The sequence below is a fragment of the Kitasatospora sp. CB02891 genome (assembly GCF_002803145.1).
GTDB classification, from domain to species: Bacteria; Actinomycetota; Actinomycetes; order Streptomycetales; family Streptomycetaceae; genus Kitasatospora; species Kitasatospora griseola.
In genome coordinates this window covers 419,755-433,978 of record NZ_NNBO01000002.1, presented here as the reverse complement: position 1 = coordinate 433,978, position 14,224 = coordinate 419,755, and the positions used below count along the sequence as shown (strand labels likewise).

The 14,224-nt window shown below is 73.1% G+C and carries 13 protein-coding genes and 1 pseudogene; 11 read left to right on the top strand and 3 right to left on the bottom strand.

Features of this window, described 5'->3' with window-relative positions:
* Window positions 1–52 precede the first annotated feature (52 nt).
* Entirely contained in the window at window positions 53–1,000 is a 948-nt protein-coding gene (locus CG736_RS07375) for a PQQ-binding-like beta-propeller repeat protein (RefSeq protein ID WP_100585351.1), read from the top strand.
* Between the two features lie 141 nt (window positions 1,001–1,141).
* Here CG736_RS07375 and fdxA read toward each other — a convergent pair whose 3' ends face one another.
* The gene (fdxA, locus tag CG736_RS07370) at window positions 1,142–1,465 is read right to left on the bottom strand and encodes a ferredoxin (protein ID WP_100585350.1); all 324 of its coding nucleotides are present in this window, start codon (window positions 1,463–1,465) and stop codon (window positions 1,142–1,144) included.
* 96 nt (window positions 1,466–1,561) lie between these two features.
* On the opposite strand from fdxA, the gene soxR reads away from it, so the two are divergent.
* The 5 genes from soxR (at window position 1,562) to CG736_RS07345 (ending at window position 9,769) form a co-directional block, all read left to right on the top strand.
* The gene (gene soxR, locus CG736_RS07365) at window positions 1,562–2,026 is read left to right on the top strand and encodes a redox-sensitive transcriptional activator SoxR (protein ID WP_100585349.1); all 465 of its coding nucleotides are present in this window, start codon (window positions 1,562–1,564) and stop codon (window positions 2,024–2,026) included.
* Window positions 2,027–2,146: 120 nt separating this feature from the next.
* Window positions 2,147–4,699, top strand: coding sequence for a valine--tRNA ligase (gene valS, locus CG736_RS07360; RefSeq protein ID WP_100585348.1), 2,553 nt, complete (start codon window positions 2,147–2,149; stop codon window positions 4,697–4,699).
* Window positions 4,700–4,975: 276 nt separating this feature from the next.
* A complete protein-coding gene (locus CG736_RS07355) occupies window positions 4,976–6,967 on the top strand; it encodes an ABC transporter ATP-binding protein (RefSeq protein WP_232733854.1) in 1,992 nt (663 codons plus the stop codon).
* Window positions 6,968–7,189: 222 nt separating this feature from the next.
* Window positions 7,190–9,004, top strand: coding sequence for a right-handed parallel beta-helix repeat-containing protein (locus CG736_RS07350; protein ID WP_198520388.1), 1,815 nt, complete (start codon window positions 7,190–7,192; stop codon window positions 9,002–9,004).
* A gap of 78 nt (window positions 9,005–9,082) precedes the next feature.
* Complete coding sequence (locus CG736_RS07345; RefSeq protein ID WP_100585346.1) at window positions 9,083–9,769, top strand: class F sortase; 687 nt, start codon at window positions 9,083–9,085, stop codon at window positions 9,767–9,769.
* Window positions 9,770–9,807: 38 nt separating this feature from the next.
* Here the strand turns inward: CG736_RS07345 and CG736_RS07340 are convergent, their stop codons facing one another.
* Both CG736_RS07340 and CG736_RS37540 read right to left on the bottom strand, forming a co-directional pair.
* Window positions 9,808–10,446: a TetR/AcrR family transcriptional regulator gene (locus CG736_RS07340; protein ID WP_100585345.1), complete on the bottom strand. Its 639-nt coding sequence runs from the start codon at window positions 10,444–10,446 to the stop codon at window positions 9,808–9,810.
* Between the two features lie 386 nt (window positions 10,447–10,832).
* Window positions 10,833–11,057, bottom strand: coding sequence for a hypothetical protein (locus CG736_RS37540; RefSeq protein ID WP_232733893.1), 225 nt, complete (start codon window positions 11,055–11,057; stop codon window positions 10,833–10,835).
* A 40-nt stretch (window positions 11,058–11,097) separates the two neighbouring features.
* Here CG736_RS37540 and CG736_RS37535 point away from each other — a divergent pair.
* From CG736_RS37535 to CG736_RS07320, 5 genes and pseudogenes are all read left to right on the top strand, one after another.
* Window positions 11,098–11,295, top strand: a pseudogene (locus CG736_RS37535) (short-chain dehydrogenase); the annotation flags it as partial.
* A 238-nt stretch (window positions 11,296–11,533) separates the two neighbouring features.
* Window positions 11,534–12,043, top strand: coding sequence for a hypothetical protein (locus CG736_RS36970; protein WP_198520416.1), 510 nt, complete (start codon window positions 11,534–11,536; stop codon window positions 12,041–12,043).
* 288 nt (window positions 12,044–12,331) lie between these two features.
* Window positions 12,332–12,526, top strand: coding sequence for a hypothetical protein (locus CG736_RS07330; protein ID WP_157815458.1), 195 nt, complete (start codon window positions 12,332–12,334; stop codon window positions 12,524–12,526).
* A gap of 165 nt (window positions 12,527–12,691) precedes the next feature.
* A complete protein-coding gene (locus tag CG736_RS07325) occupies window positions 12,692–13,123 on the top strand; it encodes a hypothetical protein (protein WP_100585343.1) in 432 nt (143 codons plus the stop codon).
* A 272-nt stretch (window positions 13,124–13,395) separates the two neighbouring features.
* Entirely contained in the window at window positions 13,396–14,208 is an 813-nt protein-coding gene (locus CG736_RS07320) for an SAM-dependent methyltransferase (protein ID WP_100585342.1), read from the top strand.
* Window positions 14,209–14,224: the final 16 nt, after the last annotated feature.

The window sequence follows — 14,224 nt, the reverse complement described above, 5'->3', positions numbered from 1 at the left end:
TCGCCGCCGGGCGCACGCCGACGCAGGGTCGGCCGAGTGTCAGGAAGCCGAGATGGCAACGGAGTTGTGGGAGCGGGTGCTGCACCAGCGCGGTGCGGCGACGAAAGTGGCGGTCACGGACGAATCGGTCCTGGTGCACGAGCGCACCCGCCTGGTCTGCCTCGATCCGGCCGACGGAGCCCTCAAGTGGGAGGCCCGGGTGGGGCATTGGCCGGACGCACTGCTGGTCGTCGGGCCGCGCGTCCTGGTGCTCTCGCCGGGCGGGGCGCTGCACTGCCTGTCCCGCTCCACGGGCGCCGCCCACTGGCGGGCCGAACTGCCGCCCTGGACTCGGCATCTCGCGGTCGCCAACGGGGTTGCCCTGGCCGGAGGTTGGCGCGGCTACACCGCTCAACGGGCCTTCGACCTCGCGGACGGCCGACTTCGCCGGCAACTCCCGAACCCCGTCCTCACTCACCGTCCGGTGGCCTGGGCCGGCGGGTTCCTGCTCGGCAACGGGACCAGGGCCTGGCTGATCGACCCGCTCACCGGCCGGGAGCAGCAGTCCTGGCAGCTGCCCGAGCCCCTGCCGGACACGGACTTCCAGGACCTGTTCACCGCCGTCGACGGCGACCGCTGCGCCGTCCGCTGCGGGACCTCCGGCGTCGCGCTCCTCCAACGCGATTCCCCCCGCGCGAAGTTGCTGCTCACCCACGACGCCCCGCTGCACTACGAGCCACCCCTGCTCGCCCAGGGCCTGCTGTGGCTCCGCGGCCACCGGCCCGACTGCGCCGTCGCCGTGGACCCGGCCGACGGCACGGTCGTCCACCGGATCGACGCCCGCCACCCCCTCGCCCACGGCGTCGTTCCGCCGGCCACCGTCGTCACCCAGGCCGGCACCCTCCTCCACCCGGACGGCGCCACCACTCGCCTCGGCATCCGCATCGCGGCCGTCCACGACCTCGGCGGCGGCCGCCTGCTCACCGTCACCCGCAACAGCGTTCGGGCGTACCGTCTCTGACGAGCCATCGGACCGTCTCGGCCAAGGGCGCCGGGAGCCACACCTAGCGGTGTCGGCCAGGCCCCGGGCTCCGACCGGCGGACCCTCAAGTCCGCCCGGTTCCCGGCAGGGCCTGTCGTCCGGGCGCTCCCGGCGAGGCGATCAGACGCCGTCCTGCACCGGCAGCGCCGCCACGACCGGGTGGTCGTGGCCGATCGGGCCGAGCCGCGCGCTGCCGCCCGGGGTGCCGAGGTCGGCGGAGAACTCGACGTTCGCGGTGGTGAACTGCTGCCATTCCGCCGGGACGTCGTCCTCGTAGTAGATCGCCTCGACGGGGCACACCGGCTCGCACGCGCCGCAGTCGATGCACTCGTCGGTGTTGACGTAGAGCATTCGCGGCCCCTCGTAGATGCAGTCGATCGGGCACTCGTCGACGCAGGCCTTGTCCTTGACGTCCACACAGGGCAGGGCGATGACGAACGTCATCCGGCCGCCCTCCTTTCCGGGTCTCCGTTGATTGCCGCTCCGGCGCTGCCGACCGTATGACCTCAAGTAATGTTGAGGTCAATGGAAGGGCGGTCCATGACGGGCTACGCACACGACGACACCGGAGCCGCCCCGGACGACTGGCTGGGCATCGGAGAGGTCAGCGCGCGCACCGGGGCTGCCGTGTCCGCGCTGCGGTTCTACGAGGAGCTCGGCCTGATCGCCTCCGAACGCGACGCCCGCAACCAGCGCCGCTACCCGCGCCACATGCTGCGCCGGATCGCCCTGATCTCGGTGGCGAAGCGCATCGGCATCCCCCTGCAGGACCTCCGCGAGGCGTTCGCCGACGTCCCCCTCGACCGCCCGCCGAGCCACCACGAGTGGCAGCGCGCCTCCCGCGGCTGGATGCGGCAACTGGAGGAACGCCGCCGGACCATCGAGCGCCTCGAAGCCGAACTCACGGGGTGCATCGGCTGCGGCTGCCTCTCCATGAAGGCCTGCGCCCTGCTGAACCCGGGCGACGCACTCGCCGAGGACGGCGTCGGACCCCGCCGGCTGTGAGGCCGGGGCAGCCTCCGCGGGGCGGTGCCGCCCACCTGGCCGGGGAGCGTTGACGATGGGTCAGGGCGCGCCGATTATGCGTTGGTTGTCCGGCGGAGCGAGCGGTTACCATCTGCTGGCATGACCAACACCTCTCCTCGCCCGGGCGTGCCCGACAAGCCCACTCTCGACGGCCTCGAGGCCAAGTGGGCCCCCTTCTGGGACGAGCAGGGTGTGCACGTATTCGACCGTTCCGCGCCGCGTGAACAGGTGTACTCGATCGACACCCCGCCGCCCACGGTCAGCGGCTCGCTGCACGTCGGCCACGTGTTCAGCTACACGCAGACGGACGCGATCGCCCGCTTCCAGCGGATGCGGGGCAAGCAGGTCTTCTACCCGATGGGGTGGGACGACAACGGGCTGCCCACCGAGCGGCGGGTGCAGAACTACTTCGGGGTGCGGTGCGAGCCGTCGCTCCCGTACGAGCCGGACTTCACCCCGCCGGAGACCCCGGGCAAGCAGCAACTCCCGGTCTCCCGGCGGAACTTCATCGAGCTCTGCGAGCGGCTGACGGTCGAGGACGAGAAGGTCTTCGAGAGCCTGTGGCGCCGGCTGGGGCTCTCGGTGGACTGGGGGCGCACCTACCAGACGATCGGCGGCAACGCCCGGGCGGTGTCGCAGCGGATGTTCCTGCGCAATCTCGCGCGCGGCGAGGCCTACCGGGCGGAGGCGCCGACCCTGTGGGACGTCACCTTCCGGACGGCGGTCGCCCAGGCCGAGCTGGAGGATCGGGAGCGGCCGAGCGCCTACCACCACCTGCTGTTCCGTCGCGACGGGTCCGCAGAGCCGCTGGAGATCGCGACCACCCGGCCCGAGCTGCTCCCGGCGTGCGTGGCCGTCGTCGCGCACCCGGAGGACGAGCGGTACCGGGCGCTGTTCGGGACTTCGGTGACCACACCGCTCTTCGGCGTCGAGGTGCCGGTGCTCGCGCACCGCCTGGCCGACCCGGAGAAGGGCACCGGCCTGGTGATGGTGTGCACCTTCGGCGACACCACCGACGTGGTGTGGTGGCGCGAGCTCGACCTGCCGACCCGCAGCGTCCTCGGCCGCGACGGCCGCTTCCTGCCGGACGCCCCGGCCGGGCTGGACGGCGAGCAGGCCTCGGCGGCGTACCGGGCGCTGGCCGGTGCGACCCCGCACACGGCGCGCGAGCGGATCCTCGAACTGCTGCGCGCCGAGGGCTCGTTGGTGGGCGAGCCGCGGCACTTCAACCACATGGTGAAGTTCTACGAGAAGGGCGACAAGCCCCTGGAGATCGTCACCAGCCGCCAGTGGTACCTGCGCAACGGCGGCCGGGACGCCGAGCTGCGCGAGCGGCTGCTGGCCCGCGGCCGGGAGCTGGCCTGGCACCCGGAGCACATGCACGGCCGCTACCAGGCGTGGGTCGAGGGCCTCGCGGGCGACTGGCTGATCAGCCGTCAGCGGTACTTCGGCGTGCCCGTCCCGATCTGGTACCGCTGCGACGCAGCGGGCAACGCGACGGACGAGCTGATCCTGCCGCCGGAGGAGACGCTGCCGGTCGACCCGACCAGCGACGTCCCGCCGGGGTTCACCGCCGACCGGCGCGACGCCCCCGGCGGCTTCACCGGCGACCCGGACGTGATGGACACCTGGGCGACCTCCTCACTGACCCCGCAGATCGCCGGCGGCTGGGGCTTCGACGACGACCTGTTCCGGCGCGTCTTCCCGATGGACCTGCGCCCGCAGGCGCACGAGATCATCCGGACCTGGCTGTTCTCCACCGTGGTCCGCGCCGAGCTGGAGCACGATGAACTGCCGTGGCGCAACGCCGCGATCAGCGGCTGGATCCTCGACCCGGACCGCAAGAAGATGTCCAAGTCGAAGGGGAACGTGGTCACCCCGCTGGACCTGCTCGACCAGCACGGCTCGGACGCGGTGCGGTACTGGGCGGTGTCGGCCCGGCCGGGCACGGACACCGCCTTCGAGGTCGCGCAGATGAAGATCGGCCGCCGCCTGGCGATCAAGATCCTCAACGCGACGAAGTTCGTCCTCGGGCTCGGGCTCGACACCGGTGCGCGGGCCGCCGTGACCGAGCCCCTCGACCGGGCCCTGCTCGCCCGGCTCGACCAGGTCACCGGCGAGGCGACGGCGCTGCTGGAGGGCTACGACTACGCCCGCGCGCTGGAGGTCACCGAGCGGTGCTTCTGGGTCTTCTGCGACGACTACGTCGAGCTGGTGAAGAACCGCGCCTACGGGGAGGGCGACGACCCGGGCGCGGCCTCGGCCCGGGCCACGCTGTCGTACGCCCTGTCGGTGCTGCTCCGGCTGCTCGCGCCGTACCTCCCGTTCGCGACGGAGGAGGCGTGGAGCTGGTGGCAGGACGGTTCCGTGCACCGCGCCCCGTGGCCGGCCGAGGCGTCGGCCGAGCTCCGCGGCGGTGACGCCGCCCTGCTCGACGTCGCGGGCGGCGCCATCACGGCGGTGCGCCGGGCGAAGAGCGGCGCACAGCTGTCGATGCGGGCGCAGGTGGCCAAGGTCACCGCTCGGGGCCCGGCGGACCTGCTGGACGCGCTGCGGCAGGTCGCGCCGGACGTGTGCTCCGCGGGCCGGGTCGGCGAGCTGATCCTCGAACCGGCCGAGACCGAGGACCTCGGGTACGAAATCGTCCTGTAGCACCGACCGATCAACGGCGGTGGCGGCTCCGAACGGAGCGGCCACCGCCGTCTTCTTCTGCCGTCGTCACACGTCAACTCGCCGGGCGCGACACAGATTTACCCGGATCGGGTGAGACCGGCCGAGACACGCCGGACACGCCGACAGCGCCCTGCCAGGATCGGGGCGCACCCGCAACCCCACCCCGAAGCAGCGCGCCGTCCGGCACCGCGGCCACTCCGGCCTGCCCTCGCACGCACGCGGCGCTGCCGCTTCGCCGTCGCACCAGGGAGCAACGTGAACGAGACCCGCACGACCCCGCCCCGGAAGGCCGGCCCCGGGCCCGAGGGACCACCGGAGGGCGCCGAACCGACCGAGCACGACGAGGAGTTGCGCTACCGCCACCCGGGCGACAAGCGGCAGCTCGTCGGCCAGTCCATCTCCACCGGCACCATGGTGCGCCGCCTGCCGCAGCTGATCCGCCGCGCCCTGCACCTCGCCTGGCGCGCCGACCGGCGCTCCACCGTCCTGCTGCTGCTCGCCCAGGCGGCGAGCGGCGTCTTCGGGGCGCTCGCCCTGTACGCCACCACCGGGACGCTCGCGGCGCTGCTGCGCCCGGGCCCGGTCACCGTCCATCTCCGGGACGCCGCACCGTCGTTGGCGGTCCTGACCGGGTCCGCCGCGCTCCGGGCGGTGCTGGGCATCGCCGTCCTGACGCTGTCGGGGCGGGTCGCGCCGCGGATCAACCGGGAGGCCGACATGGCGCTGATCGAGGCCGGCTGCTCGGCCGAACTCGCCGCCTACGACGAGCCCCAGTACGGCGAGCGGTGGGAGGCGGCGGACCGCGGCGCGTCCACCACGCCCGACCTGCTGACCTCCGCCCAGGACGTGATCGCCTCCGCCGTCTCGCTGCTCGCCGCCGCCGGCGTGCTCGCCACCCTGCACCCGCTGCTCGTCCCGTTCCTCCTGCTCGGTTCGGTGCCCACCGGCGTCGCCGCCGTGCGCACCGCCCGCATCCACTACCTGGCGGCCATCACCACCGGCGACGAGCGCCAGGCGCTGCGGATCTACCGCTGGTACCTGATCGACAAGGGCCGGGCCGACCAGGTGCGCTCCGACCAGGTGCTGCCGTTCATGCTGGACAAGTACCGCAAGGCCGAGGCCCGGATCGTCACCGTCACCGACCGCGCCGGGCGCGAGGCGGCGCGGGTCTCGCTGTTCGCCGCGCTGGGCACCGGCGCCGGGGCGGCGCTGATGTGGGGAGCACTGCTCTACCTGGTCTCCTCCGGCCGGATCGGCCTGGCCGCGGCCGGCTCCGCGACGTTCGCGCTGCGCACGGCCGCCGGCGGCGTGCAGGGCATGGTCGGCAACGGCGCCCGGCTGTACCGGATGGGGCTCTACCTGGACGACTACTTCACCTTCCTGGACGAGGCCGGCGGCCACCGGATCGCCCGCGGCAGCATCGTCCCCGGCCCGCCGAAGACGATCGAGGTCACCGGCCTGACCTACACCTACCCGGGCGGGCAGCAGGAACCGGCGCTGCGCGGCATCGACCTGACGCTCACCCAGGGCGAGGTGGTGGCGGTGATCGGGCAGAACGGCTCCGGCAAGTCGACCTTCCTGAAGCTGCTCTCCGGCCTGTACCTGCCGCAGCCCGGCGGCGGGCGGATCAGCTGGGACGGCGTCCCGATCGGCGATCTCGACGCCGACGCGCTGTTCCGTCAAGTCGCCCGCGTCCCGCAGGAGTTCGCCCGCTGGCCGCTGCAGGCGGCGGAGAACGTCCACCTCGGCCAGTACGACGGCGACCCGGCCCCGGCGGTCGCCGCCGCCGCTGCCCTGACCGGTTTCGACGAGACCGTCGCCCGGCTGCGCTCCGGCTGGCGGACCCTGCTCGCCCAGGGCTGGCAGGGCGGCGCGGAGCTCTCCGGCGGCGGTTGGCAGCGCGGCGCCGTCTCCCGCGCGTTCTTCCGCACCGCCCGCCGCCCGGGCCTGCTGATCCTCGACGAGCCGACCTCCGACCTCGACCCCCGCGCCGAGCACCGCATCCTGCACTCGCTGCGCGCCCTCGCCCCCGGCCGGATCACCCTCCTGGTCACCCACAACCTCGCCAACGCCCGCCTCGCCGACCGGGTGATCGTGGTCGACCGGGGCCGCATCGTCCAGACCGGCACCTGGGACGAACTCGCCCACTGCGACGGCCTGTTCCGCGAACTCCTGGACCTCCAGGCCGACCGCACCGTTCCGGCCCAGCGCCCGCGCCCCGGTCAGCACCCGCACCCCACCGGGTGAATGACGCGCCGGGTGACCGAGTGTCCGGTGTGTTGACTCCTGCCCGGTTTGTCACGGCCCTAGCCTGCCCGGGGAGGTTGTCACATGATGATCATCAGAGCATCACACTCAGTCACCACGGCCGCGCCCGCACGCCGGCGCCCACGAGGACGGTGGTCCGGCCTGCGCCGCCGGTTAGCAGCCGCTGCGGTGGGCGGCGTCGTGGTGGCGGGGTCGTCGGCCTTGACGGCGACCCCCGCCGCCGCGGCGACGGTGGACATCCGCACCGTGTGCACCGCCTCGTCCACGTCCGGCACGACGATCACGCTGACCGGAAACTGCGCCACCACGGACAACCTCACCGTCCCCGACGGGTACACCCTGAACGGCGCCGGCCACACGATCACCGCGACCGACCCTTCCCCGGCCGACCCGCTGCTGGGTCCGGTGGTGGGCAACGCCGCCGGCGCCACCACGATGAACATCGAGAACCTGACCGTCCGGGGCGACTACCTGCCCCGCGATCCGGCCGATTCCCGGACGAACGCCTCGTTCTTCGGGATCAGGTTCCTGTCCGCGTCGGGGTCGCTGTCGAACGTGACGGTCACCGGGATCACCCGGCACCAGACCTACAACTTCGGCCAGGCGATCACGGTGGACGCCACCAGTGGCGGCCCGCAGACCGTGACCGTCACCGGCGTCCACGTGTCGGACTTCCAGAAGAACGGCCTGACCGCCAACGGCGCCGCGACCATGAACGTCACCGGCTCCACCCTCGGCCCGCCGGACATGGCCATTCCGCTGCCCGCGCCGCCGATCACCGGCAACATCGCGCAGAACTCGGTGCAGTACTTCAACTCCAGCGGCACCTTCACCGACAACACCGTGGTGACGTACACGGCCAACAACTCGGCGAGCACCTCCACCGGGATGCTGCTGTTCACCGCGAACAACGTGACGGTCGATCACAACAGCATCACCGGCCCGAACGGCGCCGACGTCGGGATCAACGTCACCGGCGGTACGAACATCACCATCTCCTTCAACGACATCACCCGCTCGCCCGTCCAGCCGCCCCTGCGCGACTTCTGGGGCTACGGCATCGCGGGCTACTCCGGCGCCGCCGCGACCACCACCCTGATCTGCAACACCTTCTCCGGCTGGAACCGGAACCTGTTCGGGGGCCTGACCCAGCCGCCGTGCATCATCACCCCGTCCCTGCACAACGGGACGGTCGGCGTCGACTACACCGACGTGGTCGAGGCGGTCACCGAGAACCCCGACCCGGAGCTCACCTGGACCGTCCTCTCCGGCGACTTCCCGCCCGGGCTGACGCTGAACCCGGACGGGACGATCACCGGCACCCCCACCACGGCGGGCAGCTACACGTTCGTCGTCCAGGTCTCCGACCCCGTCGACGGCACCTCGACCCGCGAGTACACCATCGTCGTCGACGCGGCGGCCCCCGGGCTGACCCTCGCCAAGACCGCGACCGCCACGAACGCCGAGGGGCACCCGATCGACGAACTCACCGAGGCCGGTGACGTCGTGACCTACGCCTTCGACGTGCACAACACCGGCAACGTGCCGTTCGGCACCCTGACGATCACCGAAACCGGGTTCTCCGGCACCGGCGCCCCCGGCCCGATCACCTGCGCCCCCACCCCGCTCGAGGGCACCCTCCCCGCGGGAGCCTCCACCCACTGCACCGCCACCTACACGGTCACCGAGGCCGACATCGCCGCCGGCGGATCCCTGCGCAACACCGCCACCGCCTCCGGCCTGCTGCCCGACGGCGCCACCTTCAGCTCCGAACCGGCCACCGCCTCCCTGCCGATCACGCCGGCCGGCCCCGAGCCGCCTCCCACCCACCGCCCGACGCACCGGCCCACCCGGCCTCCGGGCCACCGTCCCGAGGGCCCGGAGGTGAACACCGGCGGCTCACTGGCCGACACCATCGCCTCGCCCCTGGCCTGGCCGGTCACCGGCGCGGCGGTACTGCTGACCGCCGGCGTCCTGGCCGCCACCGCACTGCTGCGCAGAAGGCGCCGCCCCTGACCCACCGGCACACCGCCCGACCGCCCGCCGGCCCTCCCGGGCCGGCGGGCGCACCTGTCCCAGAGAGGCCGAACGCCCATGACGGTGCACCACCGCGACACCCCCGCCGGTCGGTCACTACGGGCCGGGTCGCTGATCCTGCTGCTCGCCGCCGCCGGACTGCTCGACCGCCACACCCTCCCCCACCACCGGCCGGCGCCACCCGCCGGACAGGTCGCCGGCGTCGACATGAACGGCAGGCCCGTCCGACTCGACCAGGGCGCGGCCCCGCTCCCGGGACAGCAGCGGGAACAGGACGCCGAACCGGACGGTGCAGGCCGGTTCATCGTCCCCTCGGTCGGCCTCGACGTGCCCCTGGGGACCATGAACGAGGTCGACGGATCGGTCGTCCCGCCCGGCTTCACCTCCGCCTACCGCATCACCAACCTCGGCACCCCCACCGCCCCCGAAACCGGCACCGTCTACGTCGCCATGCACTCCCTGCGCCGGGGCGCCATCGGCCCCGGCAACTACCTCTTCGCCCTGGACACCGGCGCCTCCAGACTCGCCCCCGGCGCCACCATCAACGCCGGCGGCGCCCACTACCTCGTCGACGGGGCCGCCACCATCCCGAAGACCGACCTCCCGACCGCCAGCACCGTCTGGGCCGACGTCCCCGGCCGCCTGGTCGTCCTCACCTGCCTCGAAAGGCCCGACGACACCCCGGCCGTCGACAACTTCGTCATCACCGCCCACCTCGCCCCCTCCGACGAGGACGCGCCGTAACCCGCAGGCCGGGCCGGAGGGAGCCGGCCGACGTCCCGTCAGTCGAGCCGGGGCGCCGTCAGTCCTGCCGTCAGGAAGGCGACCACGGTGGGGAGTTCGGGGAAGGCCGGGACGGGGACGGAGGCTGCGTCGGTGGCGAGGGGGCGGCCGTAGGTCTCCAGGAGGGCAGTGAAGGCGAGCCGCCAGCGGTCGGTGATCTCGTGGACGGTCAGGTCGGGCATCGCGCGGCCGAGGACGACCTCGAACGGGGCGGTGCCTGCCCACGGGGAGCTGTTGAGCGGGCGGTCGGCGGCCAGCATGGTCTGGGCGAGCAGGCGGCAGAGCATCTGGCCGCGCTCGGTGCGCACCAGTTCGTCGAAGGGTTCGGCGACGGCCGTGACCAGCGTCCGGACCTGCGCCGGCCCGGTGGTGGCGGGGTGGCGGGTGGCGGCCTCCAGCCGGTCGTGCCAGAGCGGGAGCAGCTCGCGTCCGAGGAGTGCCGTGACCAGGCCGTCCCGGGAGCCGAAGTGGTAGTGCACCGCGCCGGGGTTGAGTCCGGCCTCCGCGTTGATCGCCCGCACCGAGACCTGGCCGACCCCGCGCTGGAGGAAGAGTCGCTCGGCGGCCGCGAGCAGCCGGTCCCGGGTGGTGGCGGGGTCGGGGGCCTGGGTCGGGTTCTGGGCTGGTTCGTCCGGCATGCCGCCATTGCATCACGGGAGCTCGGGTTACCATCCAATCAGTGATTGAATTCCGATTGGCAGACGTTCGAGGGGACGTCCCGGCCAGTCCCGTGCGCCCCCGCGCACAGTGATCGAAAGGCTCGCACCATGGGTATCTACGCCGTCACCGGCTCCGCTTCGGGAATGGGCGCCGCCAGCGCCGCCGTCCTCCGGGAGAATGGGCACACCGTCATCGGCGTCGACCTCCACGACGCCGACATCACCGCCGACCTCGGCACCGCGGAGGGCCGCCGGTCCGCCGTCCAGGGAATCCTGGACGCCTCCGGCGGGCTCCTGGACGGCGTGGCCGCGGTGGCCGGCGTCGGCCCTTCGATGAAGGACGCCGGCGCGGTCGCCGCCATCAACTACTTCGGCCCGGTCGCCCTGCTGGAGGGCCTGCGCCCGGCGCTCGCCCGCTCCTCGGCGGGGCGCGCCGTCGTGATCGGCTCCAACTCCTCGACCACCGTCCCGATGATCGACGAGAAGCTGGTCGACCTGCTGCTCGCGGGCGACGAGGACGCGGCCCGCGACCACGCCCGGTCCGCCCAGGCGGCGCTCCCCGCCGAGCTGGGGCAGTCCGCGCCGAGCATCTCCGCCTACGCGACCTCCAAGTTCGCGCTGGCCCGCTGGGTGCGCCGGACGGCGGTCACGCCGTCGTGGGCCCGCGAAGGCGTGCTGCTCAACGTCATCGCCCCGGGCGCGGTGATCACCCCGCTGATGCTCGGCTCCACCGGCGCGGGCGAGGAGCCGGACGCCGACGACTTCCCCACCCCGATGCCGCTGGGCGTCTTCGGCCGCCCCGAGGACATCGCCTTCTGGGTGCACCAGTTCCTGCGGCCGGAGGCCCGTTTCACCACCGGAGCCACCCTGTTCGTCGACGGCGGCACCGACGCCGCGATGCGCCCGGACGCCCAGCCCACCGCGCCGTCGCCCCGGCGTCGTGGCCGTACCGCCGTTCGGCCCAGTGCGCCACCCGTCCGGTGGACTGCCGGAAACCAGTGCGTCCGGCGGTCGTTGTCCCTGCGACGCGGCCACCGCACGCACCGGAACACCAGGGGGAACATTCATGAACACCGCATTCCGCGGCACCCTGCTGGCCACCGCTCCGCTGTTCGCCGCCGTCCCGCTGATGGTCGACGCCTCGGCCCGCTTCCAGCCGCCCACCACCGACGCGACGTGCGTCCTCCACGGTCACGGGGCCGGGGTTCGCGGCTCCGGCACGCTGGCGATGACCGGCACCGCGACCTGCGTCGACGCCGCCGGCGCGCCCGTCGCCGCCGGGACCTTCGCACGGTCGGTCACCGTGTCGGCCACCGAGTGCGACGGCGACGAGGACGCCTCCACCACCGTCCGGTGGAGCGACGGAACCTCCTCCACCGTCCGCTACGGCAAGGGCAAGGTCGTGACGGCGAACGGCACTGCCTCGCTGATCGCCGACGGCGCCGTCGCCGCCGACAGCACGCGCTTCGCCGGCGACACCGTCCACGCCGTGGGCACCAGCACCGGCACCGGCTGCGGCGTCGCGGCCGGGAAGGCCACTGTCGACTCGACCCTCGTGCTGCGCCTCATCCACTGAAGTCCGCCGAGCCCGCCGAAGGCCGTCCGGACAAGCCCGACATTCCGGGCGTTCTTTTGCCTGCGTTTGCACAAGGGGCGTTTTGGTGCGATCGACCGACGGGCCGGAGGTAGCGTTCCGTGTCCAGGCCGGAACCCACCGTGCGGTGGGTTGTCGTGGTCGGTGAGGCGAACACCGACCACGACGAAGGGCCATTCACAGCAAGGACTCTGAGAGATGCTTGAAGGACCCGCTCGGGATCGAGCGATCATGCCGTCGATGGCTCCACACGCTAGCAGGGTGTGGAGGTTGAGTGAGGGATTGCCCCGGCTGCGCGCGGTCCGATTCTCCGCGCGGCTGGGTGCACTGCTGGCGGTTCCGGCGCTGCTGTGGGCGGCGGCCGGTGAGGGGCCGATCGGCTGGGAACGGGTGACGCTGGTCCTGGCGTTGCTGCGAATCGCGCAGGATGCGCAGGTCAGCGGAGTGCTGCTCGACCGGCGCTGATCGATCCGGAGGCCGGCCGGGCGTCGCGCCCGGCCGACCCCTGCGCCCCTGCGCCCCGGCGCGCCGTTGCGCGCGGGGCGCCGTCCGCGCGCCGGGCCGTGCCGCCCCGCGCCCCCGCCTCGAACGGCGGTTCCTTTCCGCCGAGTTGACGCCGAAGGAGTCACGGTGTCCGGTCACCGGACCGCGCCCGCACTCGGGTACGCGGCGTTCGTCCAGCTGCGCCACCACCCGTACGAGCAGTACGCCCACGCCCGCCTGGGCGATCTCGACCTCAGCCGTCGGGTCGTCCAACAGGCCCTGCGGCGCACCGAGTTGAGCTGGCCCGCGGTGCTGGCCTCCGATCCGGACGCGTTCGCCTGGCGGGTGCTGGGCGAGGCGGTCGCGGACGCCCTGGCGCGCTCGGCCCGCCCGGGCGCCGACGCGCTGCACCGGACCCTGCCCGCCCGCGCCGCGGACGCCGCGCTCCTGCACGAGCAGTTGGGGATGCCGACCGGCGCGGCGGCCGAGCTGATGGGGCTCGGCGAACCCGAGCTGCAGGTCGAACTGCGCACCGCCCGCCGCCTGCTCACCGGAACGAGGAGCCGCCCCACCGCCTGACACCGACACCCCGGCACCCCGGCACCCCGGCACCCACAGCGGCCCCGACACCCCGACCCCGGCGCCGAAGCCGCCCGGCCGTCGCCACCGGCGCACTCCGCCCCCTGGGGGTGCGCCGGCGCGGCTCGCGCCACGGCCTGCGCCGGGGCTCGCCATGCTTGCGCCAGGCAACACCCCGGCGGGTGATGCCGCTTCGCCATGCCCGGCGATAGCATGACGGGTCGTCACATTCGGTGGCAGTCACCGCACTTGGACGGCTCGAAGGGGAACGGGTGACCGATTCACTACCGGGCGGGATCGACGTCAGCAGGCCGACCGCCGCGAGAATGTACGACCATCTACTGGGCGGGCGCTTCAATCACCCCTCCGACCGCGCCGCCGTCGAGCAACTGCTGAAAATCGCCCCCAGCACCAGGGAACTCGCGCTGAACAACCGGGCGTTCCTGTGCCGCGCCGTCGAGGTCATCGCCCGCGACTACGGCATCCGGCAGTTCGTCGACCACGGCTCCGGGCTGCCCACCCGGAACAACGTCCACCAGGTCGCCCAGCGCGTCGACGGGTCGTGCCGGGTCGTCTACATCGACGACGATCCGCACGTCCACGCCTACAGCGGCCTGCTGCTGGACGAGAACCCGCAGGTCGCCCTGTTGAAGACCGACATGACCCGGACCGGGGACATCCTCGCCGACCCGGACTTCCGCTCCCTGATCGACCTGCGCGAACCCACCGCGGCGCTGTTCGTGTCGGTGACCCACTGCCTCACCGACGAGCAGGACCCGGCCGCCATGATCCGCCGCACCGTCGACGCGCTCCCCGCCGGCAGCGTCGTCGTGGTGTGCCAACTCGTCAGCGACGACGAGCGGATGCGCGAGGACGTCACCCGCCTCATGCGGGACGGCACCGGCGACAAGTGGGGCCGGGTACGCACCGAGAGCGAGGTGCGGGCGTTCTTCGACCTCGACCGGCTGCGGATCGAGGAGCCGGGCCTACTGGACGTGACGCACTGGCGTCCGGACCGCGACGTCCACCCGCGCCAGCGCACCGACGAGTGGATCGAGTTCGGCGGCCTCGCCGTCGTCCTGTGACACCGCCCGCCGATGC

What these genes read in the sequence shown, in the direction of transcription:
- CG736_RS07375 (WP_100585351.1), top strand. Translation starts at nt 53, where the DNA reads ATGGCAACGGAGTTGTGGGAGCGGGTGCTGCACCAGCGCGGTGCGGCG.
- fdxA (WP_100585350.1), bottom strand. Translation starts at nt 1,465, where the DNA reads ATGACGTTCGTCATCGCCCTGCCCTGTGTGGACGTCAAGGACAAGGCC.
- soxR (WP_100585349.1), top strand. Translation starts at nt 1,562, where the DNA reads ATGACGGGCTACGCACACGACGACACCGGAGCCGCCCCGGACGACTGG.
- valS (WP_100585348.1), top strand. Translation starts at nt 2,147, where the DNA reads ATGACCAACACCTCTCCTCGCCCGGGCGTGCCCGACAAGCCCACTCTC.
- CG736_RS07345 (WP_100585346.1), top strand. Translation starts at nt 9,083, where the DNA reads ATGACGGTGCACCACCGCGACACCCCCGCCGGTCGGTCACTACGGGCC.
- CG736_RS07340 (WP_100585345.1), bottom strand. Translation starts at nt 10,446, where the DNA reads ATGCCGGACGAACCAGCCCAGAACCCGACCCAGGCCCCCGACCCCGCC.
- CG736_RS37540 (WP_232733893.1), bottom strand. Translation starts at nt 11,057, where the DNA reads ATGCTCGGCGCGGACTGCCCCAGCTCGGCGGGGAGCGCCGCCTGGGCG.
- CG736_RS36970 (WP_198520416.1), top strand. Translation starts at nt 11,534, where the DNA reads ATGAACACCGCATTCCGCGGCACCCTGCTGGCCACCGCTCCGCTGTTC.